Source organism: Antarctobacter sediminis (assembly GCF_019218285.1).
GTDB lineage: Bacteria > Pseudomonadota > Alphaproteobacteria > Rhodobacterales > Rhodobacteraceae > Antarctobacter > Antarctobacter sediminis.
In genome coordinates this window covers 675,031-692,526 of the sequence record NZ_JAHUZG010000002.1, presented here as the reverse complement: position 1 = coordinate 692,526, position 17,496 = coordinate 675,031, and the positions used below count along the sequence as shown (strand labels likewise).

General features: G+C 64.1%; 11 protein-coding genes. 4 read left to right on the top strand and 7 right to left on the bottom strand.

The genetic code is table 11. The features are described 5' to 3' along the window. Window positions 1–164 precede the first annotated feature (164 nt). The 5 genes from KJP30_RS11225 to KJP30_RS11205 are packed head-to-tail and all read right to left on the bottom strand — an operon-like array spanning window position 165 to window position 6,360. Window positions 165–1,682: a sulfatase-like hydrolase/transferase gene (locus tag KJP30_RS11225; RefSeq protein WP_218449263.1), complete on the bottom strand. Its 1,518-nt coding sequence runs from the start codon at window positions 1,680–1,682 to the stop codon at window positions 165–167. Next, window positions 1,679–3,259 carry a tripartite tricarboxylate transporter permease gene (locus tag KJP30_RS11220; protein ID WP_218449260.1) on the bottom strand — a complete coding sequence of 527 codons (1,581 nt, stop codon included), beginning with the start codon at window positions 3,257–3,259 and terminating at the stop codon, window positions 1,679–1,681. Before KJP30_RS11220 ends, KJP30_RS11225 begins: the two co-directional genes overlap by 4 nt. Beyond that, the gene (locus KJP30_RS11215) at window positions 3,259–3,837 is read right to left on the bottom strand and encodes a hypothetical protein (protein WP_218449258.1); all 579 of its coding nucleotides are present in this window, start codon (window positions 3,835–3,837) and stop codon (window positions 3,259–3,261) included. The genes KJP30_RS11220 and KJP30_RS11215 overlap by 1 nt, the downstream gene beginning before the upstream one ends. Before the next feature lie 60 nt (window positions 3,838–3,897). Next, window positions 3,898–4,854 carry a Bug family tripartite tricarboxylate transporter substrate binding protein gene (locus KJP30_RS11210; RefSeq protein WP_218449257.1) on the bottom strand — a complete coding sequence of 319 codons (957 nt, stop codon included), beginning with the start codon at window positions 4,852–4,854 and terminating at the stop codon, window positions 3,898–3,900. 36 nt (window positions 4,855–4,890) lie between these two features. Continuing rightward, a complete protein-coding gene (locus KJP30_RS11205) occupies window positions 4,891–6,360 on the bottom strand; it encodes a sulfatase family protein (RefSeq protein WP_218449256.1) in 1,470 nt (489 codons plus the stop codon). 80 nt (window positions 6,361–6,440) lie between these two features. Here KJP30_RS11205 and KJP30_RS11200 point away from each other — a divergent pair, with 80 nt between their 5' ends. From KJP30_RS11200 to KJP30_RS11185, 4 genes are all read left to right on the top strand, one after another. Beyond that, complete coding sequence (locus KJP30_RS11200) at window positions 6,441–6,908, top strand: MarR family winged helix-turn-helix transcriptional regulator (RefSeq protein WP_218449255.1); 468 nt, start codon at window positions 6,441–6,443, stop codon at window positions 6,906–6,908. A gap of 51 nt (window positions 6,909–6,959) precedes the next feature. Beyond that, window positions 6,960–7,829: a glucosamine kinase nucleotide-binding domain-containing protein gene (locus KJP30_RS11195; protein WP_218449251.1), complete on the top strand. Its 870-nt coding sequence runs from the start codon at window positions 6,960–6,962 to the stop codon at window positions 7,827–7,829. Beyond that, complete coding sequence (nagA, locus tag KJP30_RS11190; RefSeq protein ID WP_218449250.1) at window positions 7,826–8,950, top strand: N-acetylglucosamine-6-phosphate deacetylase; 1,125 nt, start codon at window positions 7,826–7,828, stop codon at window positions 8,948–8,950. The genes KJP30_RS11195 and nagA overlap by 4 nt, the downstream gene beginning before the upstream one ends. 403 nt (window positions 8,951–9,353) lie before the next feature. Then, window positions 9,354–10,601 (top strand): lytic murein transglycosylase, encoded by a 1,248-nt coding sequence (locus KJP30_RS11185; RefSeq protein ID WP_218449246.1) that lies wholly within the window; start codon window positions 9,354–9,356, stop codon window positions 10,599–10,601. Window positions 10,602–10,613: 12 nt separating this feature from the next. On the opposite strand, the gene KJP30_RS11180 is transcribed toward KJP30_RS11185, so the two are convergent. Both KJP30_RS11180 and KJP30_RS11175 read right to left on the bottom strand, forming a co-directional pair. After that, complete coding sequence (locus KJP30_RS11180) at window positions 10,614–15,644, bottom strand: Hint domain-containing protein (RefSeq protein ID WP_218449239.1); 5,031 nt, start codon at window positions 15,642–15,644, stop codon at window positions 10,614–10,616. 180 nt (window positions 15,645–15,824) lie between these two features. Further along, window positions 15,825–17,435, bottom strand: coding sequence for an AfsR/SARP family transcriptional regulator (locus KJP30_RS11175; protein WP_218449237.1), 1,611 nt, complete (start codon window positions 17,433–17,435; stop codon window positions 15,825–15,827). Window positions 17,436–17,496 lie beyond the last annotated feature (61 nt).

Here is a 17,496-nt window from a genome sequence, read left to right as displayed (position 1 = left end):
CTGTTTCCCGGCCCGCCCGTTCGCTGTTCGCAGGCCTGAACCAATCCGCTGCCCGCCGCAAGGGCAAGCCGCCTGTCGGCGGGCCTTCGGCCCCTTGCGGCGGGCAGCGGCCCGGTCCTGATCGGCCTCAAGCGAGGGGCGGCTCCGGGAAACAGGCGGTTGGCTCAGCCGGGACCGACGGCGCTGCGGTTGGGGATCATGTCATCTGGGCGGCTGTGCAGGCGGGCGGTCAGGTCCGCTTGAAGCTTGGCATGTGCCGGGTCATCGAAGAGATTGTGCAGTTCATGCGGATCCCGCGCGAGGTCGTACATTTCGCCAGCGCCGCTTTTCAGATCCATGGTCAGCTTGGCGGATCCCGTGCGGACCGTGCGGAGCGAGAGCGCCACGCCAACGCGATTGGGCAGCAGTTCCCATTCCATCATCGCGTGGTCGCGGCTTTGGCCTTGCAAGGTGGGAAACAGGCTTTGCCCGTGTTGCGGCAGGGTCGGCGGGACCTGTGTGAATTCGTGGAAAGTGGCGGCCAGATCGAGAGTCGAAACCGGCTGATCGCAGGTCTGGCCCGCGGGCACGCCGGGGCCGCGCATCAAGAGGGGCACGCGCAGCAGCCCTTCGTAGGGCATGGGCCCCTTGAGGATCAGCCCGTGCTCACCCAGCCAGTCGCCGTGATCCGAGGTGTAGATCACCAGCGTGTTCTCATCGGCGCCGATCTCTCGCAACGTGGTCAGCAGGCGGCCCACCTGTGCGTCGATGAAGCTGATCTGCCCGTAGGTATTGGCGATGATCTGGCGCAATTGCTCATCGCTCTGCGGGTCGATCCGTGAGTATTGCGAGCGCACGCGCACCTCGTCCGCGTCGCCCTTGGGGCGGTTTTCCAGCGCGGCGCGGTGCCACCATGGACGGCTTTCCAGATCGCGGCTCCGGTGTTCGGGCAGGTCCACATCGGCGGGGTCATGCAGGCGTGACCAGGGTTCGGGGCAGTCGAACGGGTGGTGCGGGTCGACAAAGCTGACCCATGCGCAAAAGGGTTTGCCGGCGTCACGGCCATGGCGCAGCCAGTCAATGGCGCGGTCTGCCGTCCATGGGGTGTAATGCCAGTTCTCGGGCAGTTGCGAATGCCATGTCTGTGCCGCGCCCGGGCGAGGGCCTGCCTCATATTGCGCGGCGCGTTCCTTGCCGCGCCCGTCGGCGTAGAAGAAATGTTCATAGTGCAGGCCCCTTGGCGGTTCCTGCGGAGGATGGTTGGACGGGCCGCTCAGCATCATTTCCACGTGGTCGAAGCCCATGTAGGGGCCGAACCAGTCGGGGCCGAAATCCACCGAAGACACCGCCGATTCCGGGCGCCCGTTAGGTTCGCGGGCGTCATAGCTGGAGAAATGCGCCTTGCCGAAAAGCGCGGTGTCATAGCCGGCGCGGGACAGCGTACCGGCAAAGCCGGCCTCGCCGGTTTCTGTGTCCAGATCGATGCCATTGTCGTGGACGCCATGGGTGCGGCACAGCTGACCGGTCAGGATCGAGGCGCGGGCGGGTTGGCAGACGGGCGAGGGACAGATGGCCGAGGTGAACCGCGTGCCTTCCTGCGCCAACTGGTCAAGGTTCGGGGTCCGCACGCGCCGCCCTTCGACGCCGAGGCAATCGGCGCGGTGCTGGTCGGCGCTGATGAGCAGGATGTTGGGGCGGCTCATGCCTTGGCCTCGGTTGCGGGTTTGCGCAGGAAGAAGAGGATCACGAGAACTCCGAGGATCAGGAAGGTGACGGACAGCGGGCTTTGGAACAGGAACCAGGGATCTCCGCCCGAGGCGGCAAAGGCCTGGCGCACGGTCTGTTCAAGGTTGCCCGCAAGGATGAAAGCGATGACAAAGGGCAGAATCGGCACCGAGAGCTTGCGCATGCCCCAGCCCAGAAGGGCAAAGCCCATGGCGAAGTAGAGCGCGGTGAAATCGGTTTCCTGCACGTAGATCGCGGTCAGCGTCAGCAGCAGCACAATCGGCATCAGGACGGTCTTGGGGATGCGGGCCATGATGCCCGTGGCGCGCATGATCTGACCGCCCACGGCCCAGTTCATCAGGTTGGCCAGCATCATCGTTGTGAAAAAGCCGAAGGCGATGACCAGTTCGGGGTTCACCTCGGTGGTCGAGAACCGAAAGACCGACGGGCCGGGGTTGAAACCGCCGATGCTTTCGGCGGCGAGGATGAGGAAGACCGCGCCGACATTGCCCGGAATGCCCAGCGACAGCACCGGGATCAGGTTCGCACCCGAGACCGAGCTGTTGGCGGCTTCGGTTGCGGCGATGCCTTCGGGCGTGCCCTGGCCAAATCGGACGGGCCCCTTGTGCATCTTTTGCCCGGTGGCATAGCCCAGCGTGGCAGCCAGGGTCGAGCCGATGCCGGGCAGCGCGCCGATGCCGGTGCCGATCAGGGCCGAAATCGAGATATAGGGCATCAGGCGGCGCCGTTCGCCCCATGTCAGGCGGTTGTCGCCGGACTGGGGTGTCTCCTCGGCCATCTGCGCGTCGCGGCGGTTGCGCCACATCTGCTCAAAGGAAAACAGCACCTCGCCAAGGATCAGCACGCCCAGCACGGCGGTGATCAGCGGAAAGCCGGTAGAGAGAACATCGGTGCCCATAGAGAGGCGCGAGTAAACATCTTCTCCCGTCCCGACCGAGGCCACGAAGAGGCCAAGAAAGGCGGCGATCAGGCCCTTCATCGGCGAGGCGCCGACGACGGCGGCGACAAAGGCAAGGCTCAGCAGGATCAGCGCCGCCTTTTCGCCAAAGCCCAGGTAGGCCTCGACCACGATGGCAAGGAAGGGCGCGCAGGTGAACAGCACGAGGTCCGAGAATGTGTCGCCCGTGACCGAGGCAAAATGCGCCGTGCGCAGCGCCTTTCCGGCCTGTCCTTTTTGCGCCATCGGATAGCCGTCCAGCGTGGTCAGCATGGCATCGGGCGTTCCGGGCGTGTTGAACAGGATCGCGGGGACCGCGCCGCCGACCGTGGCACCTTTCATCACGCCGACAAGGAATCCCATGACGGGCAAGAGAGCGTCGGGCGTAAACCCGAAGATCGACAGCAGGATCGGCAGCGACACAGCCATCAGGAACGGCCCGGCCAGCCCCGGCGTCGCTCCGCCAAGGATGCCCAGCAGGAATCCGGCGGCGGTCATCAGCACGGTGATCGGCACACCGATCCCCATGATTTCGAAGGCGGCGGGTCCGGCGATGACCGCCATGACCCCGGCCCAGACGTAGTCGAAGACACCCATCAGAAATCTCCGTTCGGCGGCAGCAGCAGCGTGTCGAAGGGCAGGTCGAAAATGGCGATCAGCATCACAACCGCCACGATGGCCAGAACAAGCCGCGATCCGCGCATCCTGCCCTCGAGCAGCGAGATCAGCGCAAAGACCAGCAGGGTGCCGCCAAGGGTAAAGCCGATGTATTTCCATGGAGCGGTGCTACGCATCAGCCGATAGGTCAGCGGCGGCTCCGCGTCGGACCCAAAGAGCGCCAGCGCAGCGGGACCGGCCCAGAAGGTCACAACCGCCGAGAGGGCCAGCACGCCAAAGACCGACAGCAGGAACCCGGCGGAATAGCGATCAAAGACCGCTCCGCGCGGCGATCCGTCCGGCGCGTTCAGCAGGGTCACAACGATTTGCACCGCGGCGCAGATCGCGATCCCCAGCGCGGCCAGCAGGGGCAGCATCGCGTCGCCGATATAAGTTTGGCGCCGATGGCTGTAGAGAACCGGTGTTTCGCTGTCCATGGGCACCCAGACAAGGGCCGCCAGCAGGCCCAGCACCAAGAACACCGCGCCAAGGATCAATTCCGTTCTGCGTCCCGACATGGGGGCCTCCGGATGAAAGCGGCCCGGCGCACGCATTGGGCGTCCGGGCCGTATGCGGGCTTATTCGGCGGATTCGTCCAGCAAGGCGCCATTGGCGTCATAGCTGTTTTGCATGAAGGCGGTGAAAGCAGCGCCCTGGATCACTTCGGGACCGGAAAAGACCTTTTTGGTAAAGGCATGCAGCTTGCCGTCCGGATCGTTCAGGATCTCGGCGATCTTGCTTTCCCAGCTGGCGCGCACCTCTTCGGGCAGGCCGTCGGGGGCCATGACCATGAACTTGACCCCAAAGGTATAGGGCATGTCGTATTCCGCCAGCAGCGGGGCATCGGGCGAAACCTTCAGCGCGGCATCTTCGGCCGAGGCAAGGTTGACCACATCTCCGGCCAGAACCGAGGCCGTTTGTGCCCCGGCGGACCAGCCGATGTCGACGTCATCGGCGATCACCGCGTTCAGGCTGGCCTTGCCGCCGCCGGTCATGACGGTTGTGAACTCGATCCCGTTGCGTTTGGCCAGAACATAGGTCGCGTCGGCCAGCTTCTGGCTCATGGCGCCGACGGTGATGGTTTCTCCGGCCTTGGCGGCGGCGATCACGTCGGACAGGCTGGTCCAGCCGCGATCCGACTTGGCGATGATGCCCATTTGCGTGCCGGTGATCGTGGACAGGAAGGTGAAATCCTCCAGCGCATAGGCCGGGCTGCGCATGGTCTGCGGTGCATATGCCACGGCTTCGGTCACCGAAATGCCAATGGACAACCCGTCTGCCGGTTCGTCCTTCAACGCCACCGCCATGGTCACGCCGCCCTTGCCGGTGACGTTCTCGGGGATGATTTCCCAGCCATAGCGCGTGTTCAGTTCCTCGGCCAATAGCCGGCCCAGCGTGTCGGCCCCGCCACCGGCGGCAAAGGCGATCATCATCTTGACGGGGCCTTGCGGTGCCCAGTCCTGCGCCGCGGCGGGCAGGGTGCCAAACATCAGCGCGGCGCTGGCTAGCGCGGTTTTCAGTGCTGCAAATCTCATCTGGTTCTCCTCCTCAACCTGATTGCGATTGTCTGTCTAGGCGCCGGGCACGGGGGACGCGCCAGCGGGTCCGGTGTCATAGGCGGCCTCGGGCCCGCCGAATTGCGCCACCAGCCGATCCTGATCTGCCTTGGCGCGGGTATCGACCTCTTCCGGGTCGCAAATGGCGAACAGCGCGTTGCGCAGCCGCGTTTCGACCGGTTCATAACGGGCCTGCCCTGCGAGGTTCCGGGTCTGCAACGGATCGTTGTCCAGATCGAACAGTTGTGGCGGGTAGCCGATGTAATGGTGATAGCTCCAATCCGCATTGGCCACCATAAATCCACCCGAGGCAGACATAACCGCGTGGTATTCGGCCATGACCACGCGCGTGTCATCCGTCGGTCCGGCGGCGATTGTTTGCAGCGGAGCCCCGACCCAAGCAGGATCCGGGGGCAGCCCCTGTGCGGCGGTCAAGGTGGGCGCGATGTCCAGCAGGCTGACGGAGGTGTTGACTTGCTGGCCCCTGCCAAAACCCGGCCCGGCTGCAATCAGCGGAACCTGTGTCGACTCGCGGTAGAGCGTCGACTTGCCCCAGCGCCCGCGCATGCCCAGTTGCTCGCCATGATCCGAGGTGTAGATGACCAGCGTATTTTCGGTCATCCCTGCCGCGTCCAGCGCATCCAGCACCCGCCCGATCTGCGCATCGACAAAGCTGCATAAGGCGTAATAGGCGGCAATCGCTTGGCGGCGGCGGGTATCGCTGCCCAACTGGCTGTCGGAATCCTCGATCCGGTTCATTCGGTCCACCCATGGGTGGGTGGGGTGGCCATTGGCAGGGCGCACCGGTGGCAGCGGCATGTCTTCGGCCGGATATAGCGCGAGGTATTCGGGCGGCACGATCAGCGGGAAATGCGGCGCGACAAAGCTGACAAAGGCGGCCCACGGCGCGTCGTCCCCGGTTCTGGTGGCAAGAAACCCGCAGGCGGCCTCTGCCACGTCCATGTCATAACGGTTGTATTTTGACAGGCCGGCCCCGATGCCGCCCAGCATCTCGCCCCCGCGCGGACGGTCGGGCAGGGGGTTGCGGACCGAGCCCCAGACCTGCCCGACGCCGCCCATGATGTGCATGGGCAGGATCTGGCGGTCAAAGCCGGTGTCATCCTCGGCCGAACGATAATGCAGCTTGCCAATGCTTGTTACGGGAACCCCGGCAGCTTGCAGGTGATGGCCCCAAGACGGCACACTGCCGTCATAGGCCTGCGCATTGTCCCAGTACCCGGTCTGATGAACATAGCGGCCCGTGGCAACAGCGGCGCGGGCCGGAACGCAGATCGGGCTGGGCGTATAAGCATTGCGAAACAGGGTCCCCCGTGCCGCCAGTCGATCAAGGTTGGGTGTCCGGACCACGCCGTGATCAAGGCAGGACAGGGCGGTGGCCTGGTGCTCATCGGCCATCAGGAACAGAATGTTCGGCGCCTTGCGCATGATTTCCGGCCTTCCCTGCGCGCCAGCATCTTGGCGCATGCGATGTGTTCGTGGTATTCGATGATTTGACAAATACGTCAATAATGATGCGCGCGCAACAATAATAAGAAGGATGCAACATGCGCCTTAAATCTGCGGAGCTAGAGGACCAGTTGCGCAAAGTGCGCGATCTGGAAAGTCGCCTGACCTTTCAACTGGCAGTGCTGTCCCGCGCACTGGATCATCAAGGGGCCGAGATGTTGCGCGATCAGTCGATCAACCTGACGGCTTACCGGATCCTGAATATTGTCGACACGTGGGGGGCGATCTCGATCTCGGATCTCAGTCGGACCTGTGGAATCGACCGCGGACAGATCAGCCGCACCGCCGAGGCGTTGGCCAAACAAGAGCTTGTCCGCTTTGAAGGCGACAGTGACAACAAACGCAAAAAGCTGGTGGCCCTGACCAAAGAGGGGCGGGCCAAGTTGGACGAAGTGCGGCCCCGTTTCGTTGCGCGGAACCAGCGGCTGGAAGAGGCGCTTGGCCCCGAGGCATTGGACGGCCTTCGCAAGGGGCTTCAGCGCCTGTCCGAGGTCATGGACGAATGACGCGGCATTTGTGGCTTTTGCGGGTCGCGGCGCTGTGTCAATGATCCGACCATGTCGGAGATGGACGAATTTCTGGTGATGGGGGTGGACGGCGGCGGTTCCGGCTGTCGGGCGGTGATCGCCCGGCGGGACGGTCCCGTTCTTGGCCACGGGCGGGCGGGTCCGGCCAATGCGACCACGGATCCCGAGTTGGCCATTGCCAACGCACGGGCGGCGATTGAGGCTGCGGTTCTAGCGGCAGGCCTGACGACTGGCCCGCAGGTCGCGCATCTTGGTCTGGCCGGTGCGCTGACGGCCGACGTTCAGGCGCGGATTGCCGATGGCTGCGGTGTGCCTCGGGCCACCGTCAGCGATGACCTTGAAACCGCCTTGGCCGGGGCGCTGGGGGCTGGTGACGGCATCCTTGTGTCTGTTGGCACCGGATCGGTTCTGGCGGGGCGCAAGGGCGGAGCCGTGAGCCGGATCGGCGGCTGGGGACTGCAAGTGTCTGATCAGGCCTCGGGCGCATGGCTGGGACGGTGCCTGATGGAACGGGTCCTGCTGTGCCATGACGGGCTGTTGCCGCATTCAGAGTTGACGCGCGCCGTGCTGGATGAATTCACCGGCGGAGCCTTGGGGATCGTTGCCTTTGCCAGCCACGCGGCCCCGGGGGATTTCGCAGCCCTGGCGCCACGTATCGTCAGCGCGGCCGGCGCGGATCTTCATGCCGGGGCGATCCTTGGCGAAGGGGCGGACTACCTGTCACAGGCCATTCGGGCTCTGGATGGGGGGGCGGGCCTTCCGATATGTCTGACCGGTGGTCTTGGGCCGGCCTATGCTCCCTTGTTGGGCGACCTTTCGCGCAGAATCGTTCCCGCCAAGGGGACCGCGCTGGACGGGGCGTTGCAACTGGCGCGCGCGGCAGCGGAAAGGCTGAAATGACACGCAAGATCTATTCCGGCGCCCGGATCTTTGACGGCGCAACCCTGCACGAAGGCGCTGTGCTGGTCGTCGAACACGGCCGAATTTCAGGAATGGTGCCAGAAAGTGATGCCCCCGATGGCGAGCGGATTGCCTTGGAGGGCGGCGTCCTGTCGCCGGGCTTTGTCGATTTGCAGGTAAACGGTGGCGGCGGCGTTCAGTTCAACGATGACACCAGCGTCGAGGCGCTGTGCATCATGTCCGAGGCCCACGCCTCGACCGGGACGGCAGCAATCCTGCCAACGCTGATCACGGACACGCCCGACCGTACGCTCGCCGCCATAGACGCGGTCGAAACCGCTGTGGCCCAAGGCGTGCCGGGCATCGCCGGGCTGCACCTTGAAGGACCGCATCTGGCGCTGTCCCGCAAGGGGGCGCATGATGGTGGATTGATCCGCGCCATGACTGACGCGGATCTTGAAGTGCTGATGGCCGCCGCGCACCGCCTGCCGCTGTTAAAGCTGACTGTCGCGCCAGAGAGCGTTCGCCCGGCCCAGATCGCGCGGTTGGTTCGCGCCGGGGCGCTGGTTGCACTTGGCCACAGTGATTGCAGCTATGATAACGCCATGGCCGCCTTTTCTGCCGGGGCCAGTTGCGTGACACATCTGTTCAACGCCATGAGCCCGCTACGCCATCGCGAACCGGGTCTGGTTGGCGCGGCTCTGGACACCGAAACTGTCAGCGCCGGGCTCATTGCGGATGGCGTGCATGTCCACCCCGCCGCAATTCGCGCGGCGGTTGCGGCCAAGCGTGGGCAAGACCGGATCTACCTTGTGACAGATGCCATGGCGCCGCTCGCCTCTCAGTTGCAGGAATTTCGGCTTAATGGTCGCCGTGTCCTGCGGCGGGACGGTCGCCTGACACTGGAGGACGGGACGCTTGCCGGGGCTGATGTGACCCTGCCGCAGGCGATCCGGATCATGACCGGAACCGTGGGGCTTCCGCTGTCGCAGGTGCTGGCCATGGCGACGTCGGTGCCGGGCCGTTTGCTTGGGCGAAAAGGTGCCGGCAGGCTGTGTGCCGGGGAATTGGCGCGGCTGGTTCACCTTGCCGAAGACGGCTCGATACGAAAGGTTGCTTGAAAACCAATCGCCTGGACCTAACTAGCCTCAAACTGACCGTTTTTGCCGGACCGTCGCCTGATTAAGCCTTGTCGACGAAAAGCGCGTAATTTTTGGTCTCTAGTGGTATGGTGTCGGTCCGGAGGACATGTGCGTGATTAAGACAATTCGAATTTTCAGGTGCTCGTGCAATCATGAGCTGCGGTATGGCAGCAGCAGTTGCAGCTATTGTTTTCGACCGACCCCGATCTGGAACCGCTGGTGGTTTCCCATCGTCCTGCTGGCTGTGATTGGCGCGGTGATCTGGTTCTACCATTTGTGACCGCAGCTCGGCAGTTTCCTGCCTGACAGCCTGTTGCAGTGTATCCTGCCGCCGGTCTAGCCTGCGCCGGATAACTCCGAAAACAAGAGCAGGAGACAGGAGATGCGCCTTTCCCGAAGAGGTTTTGCGCTGGGCATTTCGGCGATCTGGCTGGGCGGTTGCCTGCCGGGCGGTGGGGGGCCTGTCGTGGCCCGTCCGGACCCCGCGCTGGAACCCGGTCTGCGACCGCAACCCAATGCGGCCTATGATGAATGGGTCGCGGCCTTCAAGGTGCGCGCCCGCGACCGAGGCATCACGCAGGCAACCCTTGATCGCGCCTTTCGCGGGCAGGGTTTCCTGCCCGGTGTGATCGAACGCGACCGCAACCAGACCGAATTCACCCGCACGCTGGAAGACTACATCGCCATCGTCGCTCCCGAAGAAAAGGTTCGCTTTGGCCGGGGAGAATTCGCCAAACAGCGCAGCGCCCTGCAACGGGTCGAGGCGGAATACGGTGTGCCCGCACAGGTCATGGCGTCGATTTGGGGTGTCGAAAGCTATTTCGGCACCAAGCGTGGCAAGATCCCGGTGATCTCGGCCACCTCGACGCTGGCCTGGGAAGGGCGTCGTGGGCGGTTCTTCGAATCGAACCTGATGGATGCGCTGCGAATCGTTCAGACCGGCGACGCGCGCCCCGAACAGTTGGTCGGCAGTTGGGCCGGGGCGATGGGGCACACGCAGTTGATCCCCAACGCCTACCAAGAGCACGCGGTCGATTTCGACGGTGACGGCAAGCGGGACATCTGGACCGACAACCCGATTGACGCCTTTGCCACCACGGCGCGGTTCCTTGCCCGGGCCGGGTGGCGCCGGGGCCAGCCTTGGGGGATCGAGGTACGCCTGCCGCAAGGCTATTCCGGTCCGACCGGGCGCAAGAACCGGGCCGACGTGGCGCGGTTCCGCGAACTTGGCGTGCGCACCGCGACGGGCGGCAGCCTGCCGGATCATGGCTCGGCCGCGATCCTTGCGCCGATGGGTGTGGGACGGCCGGCTTTCCTTGTCTTCCACAACTTCAACATGATCCTGCGCTACAACCCATCCGAGAACTACGGCCTGGCCGTGGGGTATCTTTCGGACCGCCTTGCCGGGGCGGGGCCGCTGGTCGGGGATTTTGGCCGCGACAAGAACGGCCTGACGCTGGAAGACCGCAAGGCGTTGCAACGCGGTCTGACGCGGGCGGGTTTTGACGCGGGGACGCCGGACGGTGTGATCGGCAAAAAGACCGAGGCCGCAATCAGCGCTTATCAACAGGCCAAGGGGCTGCCCGTGACCGGCCAGCCCTCGCGCGCTTTGCTACAGGCGCTGGGCTAAGGCCCTGACGGGTCAGGCGGCCAGCAAGAGGCGCGCCTGATCCGCTTTCAGCGAGGCCCGCGCAGCGGTGTAGGCCTCGCGCCCCGGAGTGTTCGACAGTTCCGGGAACAGGGTCAGCAATTCGCTGCGCGGCCCGTCATCCAAACCGGCCAGCGAAAGATCCCCGGGTTGAAAGCTTTCGGTCCACGCGCCATCGGACATAACGAGTTCATGCGCGTTGAACATGAAATGCACATAGGTGACGCCCTCTGCGGGACAGATGCGCGTGATGCCGGGACGGCCGACCAGATGGCTTGCCGCGACCAGAACCTCGTCCTCGCCGAACAGCAGTTCCACCGCCGCGCCACCCATGACAACCCGGTGTTGCGGAGAAACCAGCATGTCGCGTTCCGGGACACCCCGGCCCAAGGCCCCCGCCGCAATGCGAATGGGGCAGAGGTCCGGGGTGGCGGCCAGTTCCGCGCCGCTGATCGTCTTGGACCCGGCCCAAAGCACCTTTTTATAGCCATTGTCGCGGGTCAGCACGCGGTCCCCGCGCGCAATCTGCGCGGCGTCGATTTCGCCCTTGTTGGTCTTGATCCGGGTGCCCGGTGTGAAACAGGGGGTGTATTTGACGTTCTCGATCTCTGAAAAGGTCAGGGTCGATCCGTCCAGCCATTCCACTGTGCCGGATTCCGCCCCGGTCATGGTGATCTTGGCCGGGCCGGTGATGTTCAGCGTGTCGCCGCCGGTTTCATCGTTTTCGCCGCCGGTGATGGTCAGGTCCGCGCCGGTCATATCGTCCGCATGGACGTTGAACACATCGTCGCCGTCGCCGCCGAAGGCCACGTCGCCAGAGCCTGCGGTGATGGTATCGGCCCCGTCGCCACCGGTCAGGCTGTCCGATCCCGCGCCGCCTGTCAGGCTGTCCGCGCCGGTGCCACCGTCCAGCGTGTCGTCACCGGTGCCGCCGGTCAGGCTATCCCCGCCGGCCCCGCCGCTGACGTTCAGACCCGCACCATCCGCGCTGCCATCGACGCTGTCATCGCCTGCGCCCAGCGTCAGCGACTCGATTTCCGCAAAGTCGGCGGTCTCCGCGCCATTCGTGACCGTGCCGGACTCGTCGCCGGAATAGGTCACGGTGACAGGCGCGCTCAGCGCCGTTGTGTCCAGCACGTCGTTGTCGGTGCCGCTGGTCGCGGTTTCGCCGCCGGTGATGGTGTCGGCGCCAAAGCCATCCTCCAGCACCACGCGGTCGGCATCGGCCCCGCCGGACAGCAGGTCCGCGCCCGCGCCGCCTTTCAGCAGGTCCGCGCCGTCGCCCCCCAGAAGCGTGTCGGCCCCGGTGCCACCTTCCAGCGTATCATCGCCCGCGCCACCAAGAACGCTGTCATCGCCAAGCCCCGCCACAACGCTGTCATCGCCACCATAGGCAAGGATCGTGTCATCCTGCGACCCGCCGATCCCATCGCTGTTGTCGACGAAATCCCCGGTCGGGTCACCTGCGTAACCCACGTCAATCGTGTCGCCAAGACCGGTGCCTTCGACGATGTAATCACCGGTGAACAGCGGAATGCCCATCGCGTTCAGCTGTTCGGGGCTTTGCACCTCGGCCGGTGTCACCCCGACCAGCGTGATCGATTCCCCGTTCGGGAAGGTCAGCACCGCGTGGCCCGAGCCGTCACCCACAGAATCGCTGACAGTCACATCACCGGTATCGACCGGGTTGCCGTCCAGATCGGTCAGGGCGCTGACATCCAGCAGATCGTTGCCCGCATAGGCTCCGCCGCCAAGATCCGTGGGCGTTTCAAAACCCGAGATCAGGTCGTCGCCCGATCCATCCGCCAGCACCACGACGTCGGTTTCGCCATCTGCCGCGCCCACGTCGATGGTATCGTTGCCTGCGCCGCCTTCGACTGTATCCGCGCCCGAAGAGGTCAGAAGGCTGTCTGCGCCTTCGCCGCCCGAGACGCTGTCATTGTCGAAACCGGAAAAGATCGTGTCGTCGCCGCCGCCCGCAATGATCGTGTCATCGCCATAGTTGCCGATGATATGCTCTGCCGCATCCGAACCGGTCACGCTGTCGTTGCCGGTCCCCATCTGGAACCGTTCGATTTCCTCGAAGGTCGTGGTGCTGACGCCATCGCTGAGCGTGCCGGCCTCGGCCCCGGTGAAGGTTACCGTGATGTCGTCGGAAATGGCCGAAAAGTTGATCCGGTCGCCTTCGGTCTCGCCGGTTTCTCCGCCGACGATACTGTCATTGTCCAGCACCGCGTCCAGAAAGATCTCATCGTCTCCGGCCTCGCCAAAGACAGTGTCATCACCTGCGCCCGCGTCGATCGTATCGTCGCCTGCGCCCGCCAGAACCACGTCATCGTCGTCCGCCGTGGCATTGTCGGCGTTGTCAATGCGGTCATCTTCGGGGTCGCCGAGGTAGTCCGCGTTGATAAGGTCGTCCCCAACTGTACCCGAAACCACGTAGTCCGGCGGGGCAGGGGGGATTCCCATGGCTTCCAGTTGCGCGGCATAGGATACGTCGGAAACCGGAACACCGAGCAAGGTCAGCGTTTCGCCCCCCGGGAAGGTCAGTACCGCGTCGCCGGACCCGTCCCCCACCGTGTCGCTGACCACCACGTCGGTCACATTGACCGGGTTGCCGTCGGTGTCGCTCAGGCCCGAGACATCCAGCAGGTCATTACCCGCGAACGTCCCGCCGCCAAGATCGGTCGGGGCGGCAAAGCCCGTGACCACATCGGCGCCCGATCCATTGGCCAGCACCAAAGTGTCGGTCCCGCTGCCCAGCACGATGGTTTCGATGTCGGTAAAGCCGAGCGTGCCCGAACCGTCGGTGACGGTTCCGTTTTCGGCGTTGGCCGCTGTCAGGTCGATGGTCAGGTCATCGGTAACGGCAGACAGATCCAGCACGTCGCCTGTGGTTTCATCGACGCCCTCGGCATCGACGGTGTCGTTGCCAAAATCGTTTTCGATATGGAACGTGTCGTCGCCCCAACCGCCCCAGAGATAGTCGGCCCCGGTGCCACCATACAGCGCATCCTGACCAAAGGAGCCGCGTAGCCAGTCGTCGCCCGCGCCGCCGACCAGCGTATCGTCGCCCTCATTGCCTTCGACGGTGTCGTTGTCGTCGCCGCCATCGACATAATCGTTGCCGGTTTCGCCATAAATCGTGTCGCTGCCTGCCCCGCCGGTGATCGAGTCGCCATCTTCGTTTCCGAAAAGGCTGTCATCGCCCGCGCCGCCGGTCAGCGTGTCGGCGCCGATACCGCCGCGCAGCGTGTCATTGTCATCGCCGCCATCAAGGGAATCCGCCGCTTCGGTGCCGATGAGAGAATCGTTGCCCGCGCCGCCTTCGACGGTGACGCCGGTTCCCGCCGGGCCATATTGCCCGTCAAAACTGTCTCCCTGATCGCTCAGGACCACGCGCTCGATCTCGGTATAGCCAAGCGTATCCGTGCCATCGGTCGCGGTGCCGGCCTCGTCGCCGGTCATCGTGACGTTGACGCCGCGGGTCATGCCAGAGAAATCCAGCGTGTCGTAGTCGGCGCCGGTGGTCACCGTTTCGCCGCCCCGGATCACATCCGCGCCGAAATCATCGGTGACGGCAATCACGTCCTCGTCCGCGCCACCATCAATCGTGTCGGCCGCGTTGCCGCCATCCAGCGTGTCGCGCCCCGCGCCGCCGATCAGTGTGTCATTGCCCGCCAGCCCATAGACAAGGTCGTTGCCGTCGCCAGCGTCGATATAGTCGTCCTGGCTTTCGGGAGTCGAGGTGATGACCGTGGGTGTATCGGTGAACCCGGTGGTCGAAAACGCATAGTTGGTGCCGCCCCCGCGCGAGGTCACGACAAAAACAAGTTCCTGCTGCTCGCTATAACTGAACTGCGCCCAGTGGTTCTGATCTGCATTGCTGGAACTGGTGTTGTCGGATTGCGCGCCCAGCTCCTCGCCGGAGTCCGTCGCGGTCAGGTTGGTCGTCGGGGAAGAGCCCAGCCCGAGGCTGGTCACATCCGCCGTCTGCGCGGTGACGCTTTCGGCGGTGGTGTCGATGTCCTGAAAGGTAAAGACGCCGGTGATCTTGATCGGCTCGCCCGTGGCCTGATCGTAGAATTCGAAGCCCAAAGTGACCCCTGTCCCTGCGTCCGCCGCGCCGTCGCGGTTGATGTAGACAGAGTTTGTGTTGAACTCGAACGCGATGTTCGGGTCTTCGGAATCCAGCACCGTGACCCGCGCCTGTACCACGATGCCTTCATCGGTGACGCCGATGTTGTCGTAGACGGCATAAGAGCCAATGATGCCGTTCCCGGTGTCGCCCGTATCGCTGATGGTGCCAAAGTTGAAGCTGGACAGGGTGCCTGCGCTGGTCCCGACGTCGCCGCCGTCACCATAGATGGTGTCGTTGCCGTCGCCCGCGTTGATGGTGTCCTGACCAGAGCCGCCGGTGATCTCATCGTTGCCCGCGCCCGTGGTGATGCTGTCCGCACCGGTGCCGCCGTCAATCGTGTTGTCGCCACCCAGCGCGTCGATCACATCCGCCCCGGCACCGCCCTGCAATTCGTCCGAGCCAAGATCCGAAGTCAGCGTATCGTTGCCGTCGCCGCCCAGAATCGTGTTGTTGCCGCCGGTTGCGTCGAGGGATTCGTCGCCTGCGCCCAGATTGACGAAATCATCGCCATCGACGCCCGTGACCGTGTCCGTGCCATCCGAGGCAAAGATCGTATCCGCGCCGCCGCCCAGTTCGATGGTTTCCGACCGGTCGCTGCCCGAATAGAAATCCGACCCGTCGGGCAGGATCATCGTGGTGAAGGCTTCGAACTGGGTGGTACCGCCCAGATAGGCATTGGCAAAGCCGCTGTACCAGATATCGCCAACGGTAAAGGTGCTGGCCCCGTTGGTCATCACCAGCGAGCCGCCATTGGCGTCGTAGGTCACCGAATAATTTGCGCCGAGGTTGGAGAAATCCAACGTATGTCCCGCGCTGCCCTGATTGATCCCGTTCCAGAAGGATGCGGAATTCCAGTTCGAACTTGTAACCGTATACGTCGCCATTCAGCGATCCTCACCTCACACGGCGGGGGTGATTGTTTCCAGCCTTCCCCGTCCTGCCCCAATTATCGGCGCATTGCGCAGGCGCAGAGAAACAACCAAAATGTGGCCTGAATTGGTCGGAATGTAGGAAAATAGGCCCTTGTCATCGCCGGGACACGCGAAAACCGCCCCGGGGAAGGGTTACAAAAGCGCGCGGATCGGTTCCAGCATGCCCTTGTTGCGCAGGGTTCTGACCGGATAGCTGTCGTCGTTCACCAGCTTGTCGAGCGTAAAGCCCGGTTCGATCTTGGCCAATTTTTCGGCCACGGCCTGCGCTTTGTCCAACTGGCCTTCCAGTGCATATAGCGCCAAAAGATGCCGGTGCGCCGGGCGGGAAAGGGGCGCGGACCGGACGGCGGCCTCTCCTGCCTCGATGGCCTGTTGCGGGCGGTTGCAGGCGATGGCCACGATGCAGTGACCTGTGTCCCAGTAATGCTTGAAGGGTGAGGTGCGCGCGATTCGGCAGGCGCGCTCCGAGGCGTTGAACCCACCCTCCATATCGCCGGACAGGATCAGCGCTTCGGACAGGGATTTCCATGCAAAGGCACTGGCCGGGTTCCGTTCGACCGCGTTCTGCGCGAGGTCCAGAACCCCCGCTGTATCGCCAAGCGCCGTCCCGCGGACCTTTGACACAATGGCATGCACCAGAACGTTGTCCGGGCTCAGTTCCATCGCGCGATAGTGCAGGTCCACCGCTTCATCCAGAAGCGGTTTTTGGTCTTCTTCCGCCATTTCGATCATCTGGGTCAGGCGGATCATGCTGGCCCATGCAAGGTAGATGCCGTTTTCATCCCGTTTGAATGCCTGATCCATCAGGCCATAGGCCTCGCGCAGGGCGTCCTTTTCAAACGAGAACATCCGGTACAGTCCCAGCCGCGACAGGGCGGTGGCCCGGGTTTCGGGACGGTCTTTTTCCAGCACATGCGGCAGCTTGCCGATGATTTGGTCGGCGGCTTCGAACACGGTGCGCGACACGTCGATTTCCGCCGTCAGGATGTCCTCCAGCCGGTTCAGCTGTTGGAGCTTGGAATAAAGGATGCGGGCGCTGGGTTGATGGGTTGCCTTGATGAACAGCGCATGACCGCCATCGCCGTTTTCCATCAACTGGGTGCTGACGGTGACATCGCTCATCGGCGCGCCATCCACCAGCGAGGCATCGGAATCCGATTGCCGCCACGCGCGGACCTGTTCCGCGATATTCTCGCCGATCTGGTTGGCCAGCACCTCGCCCAGCATCCGGTCGCGCCCGGGTGCTTCCGTATCGGCGCGGCAATTGATGAGGATACCGCGGCTGTCCGATGGCGTGGCCGAGTTCAGCTTGGCCAGCAGCGAGGCGCGCTCCTGCCGCAACCAGTCCTCGAATTCGGGGTCGCGCACGTCGATCCCCTGCAACAGTTCGACCCGGTCATCCTCGGGCACGACTTCTTCCAGCAGATCGACGGTAACGGCGCGCGGGTCCAGCCTGACGGTGCTGCGATCGGCATCGAGAATCCGGGCAGCCTCGCCAAGCGCACCACGCAGTTTCGACAGCGCCTGCCGGAGGTTCGCGCTGGCCTGCTCGGGGCCGAAGGTGGACCACAGCTTGTCTTCAAGCCAGCGGCGGGGGCGCGACATGTCGGGGCTGAGCGCAAGCATGGCCAGCAGCGCCTGGTTCTTGGCGCCTTTGATGGGCAGGGATACACCGTCGCCGTCCCGCACCATGAATGGTCCAAGAACGGTAATCGTGATCCTGTTGCCAGCACTATTGGCCATGCATGCTCCTGACAGTTGGGGCGAAACTAGCATTGCCGTGACGACGCGGCAACGGACGTGA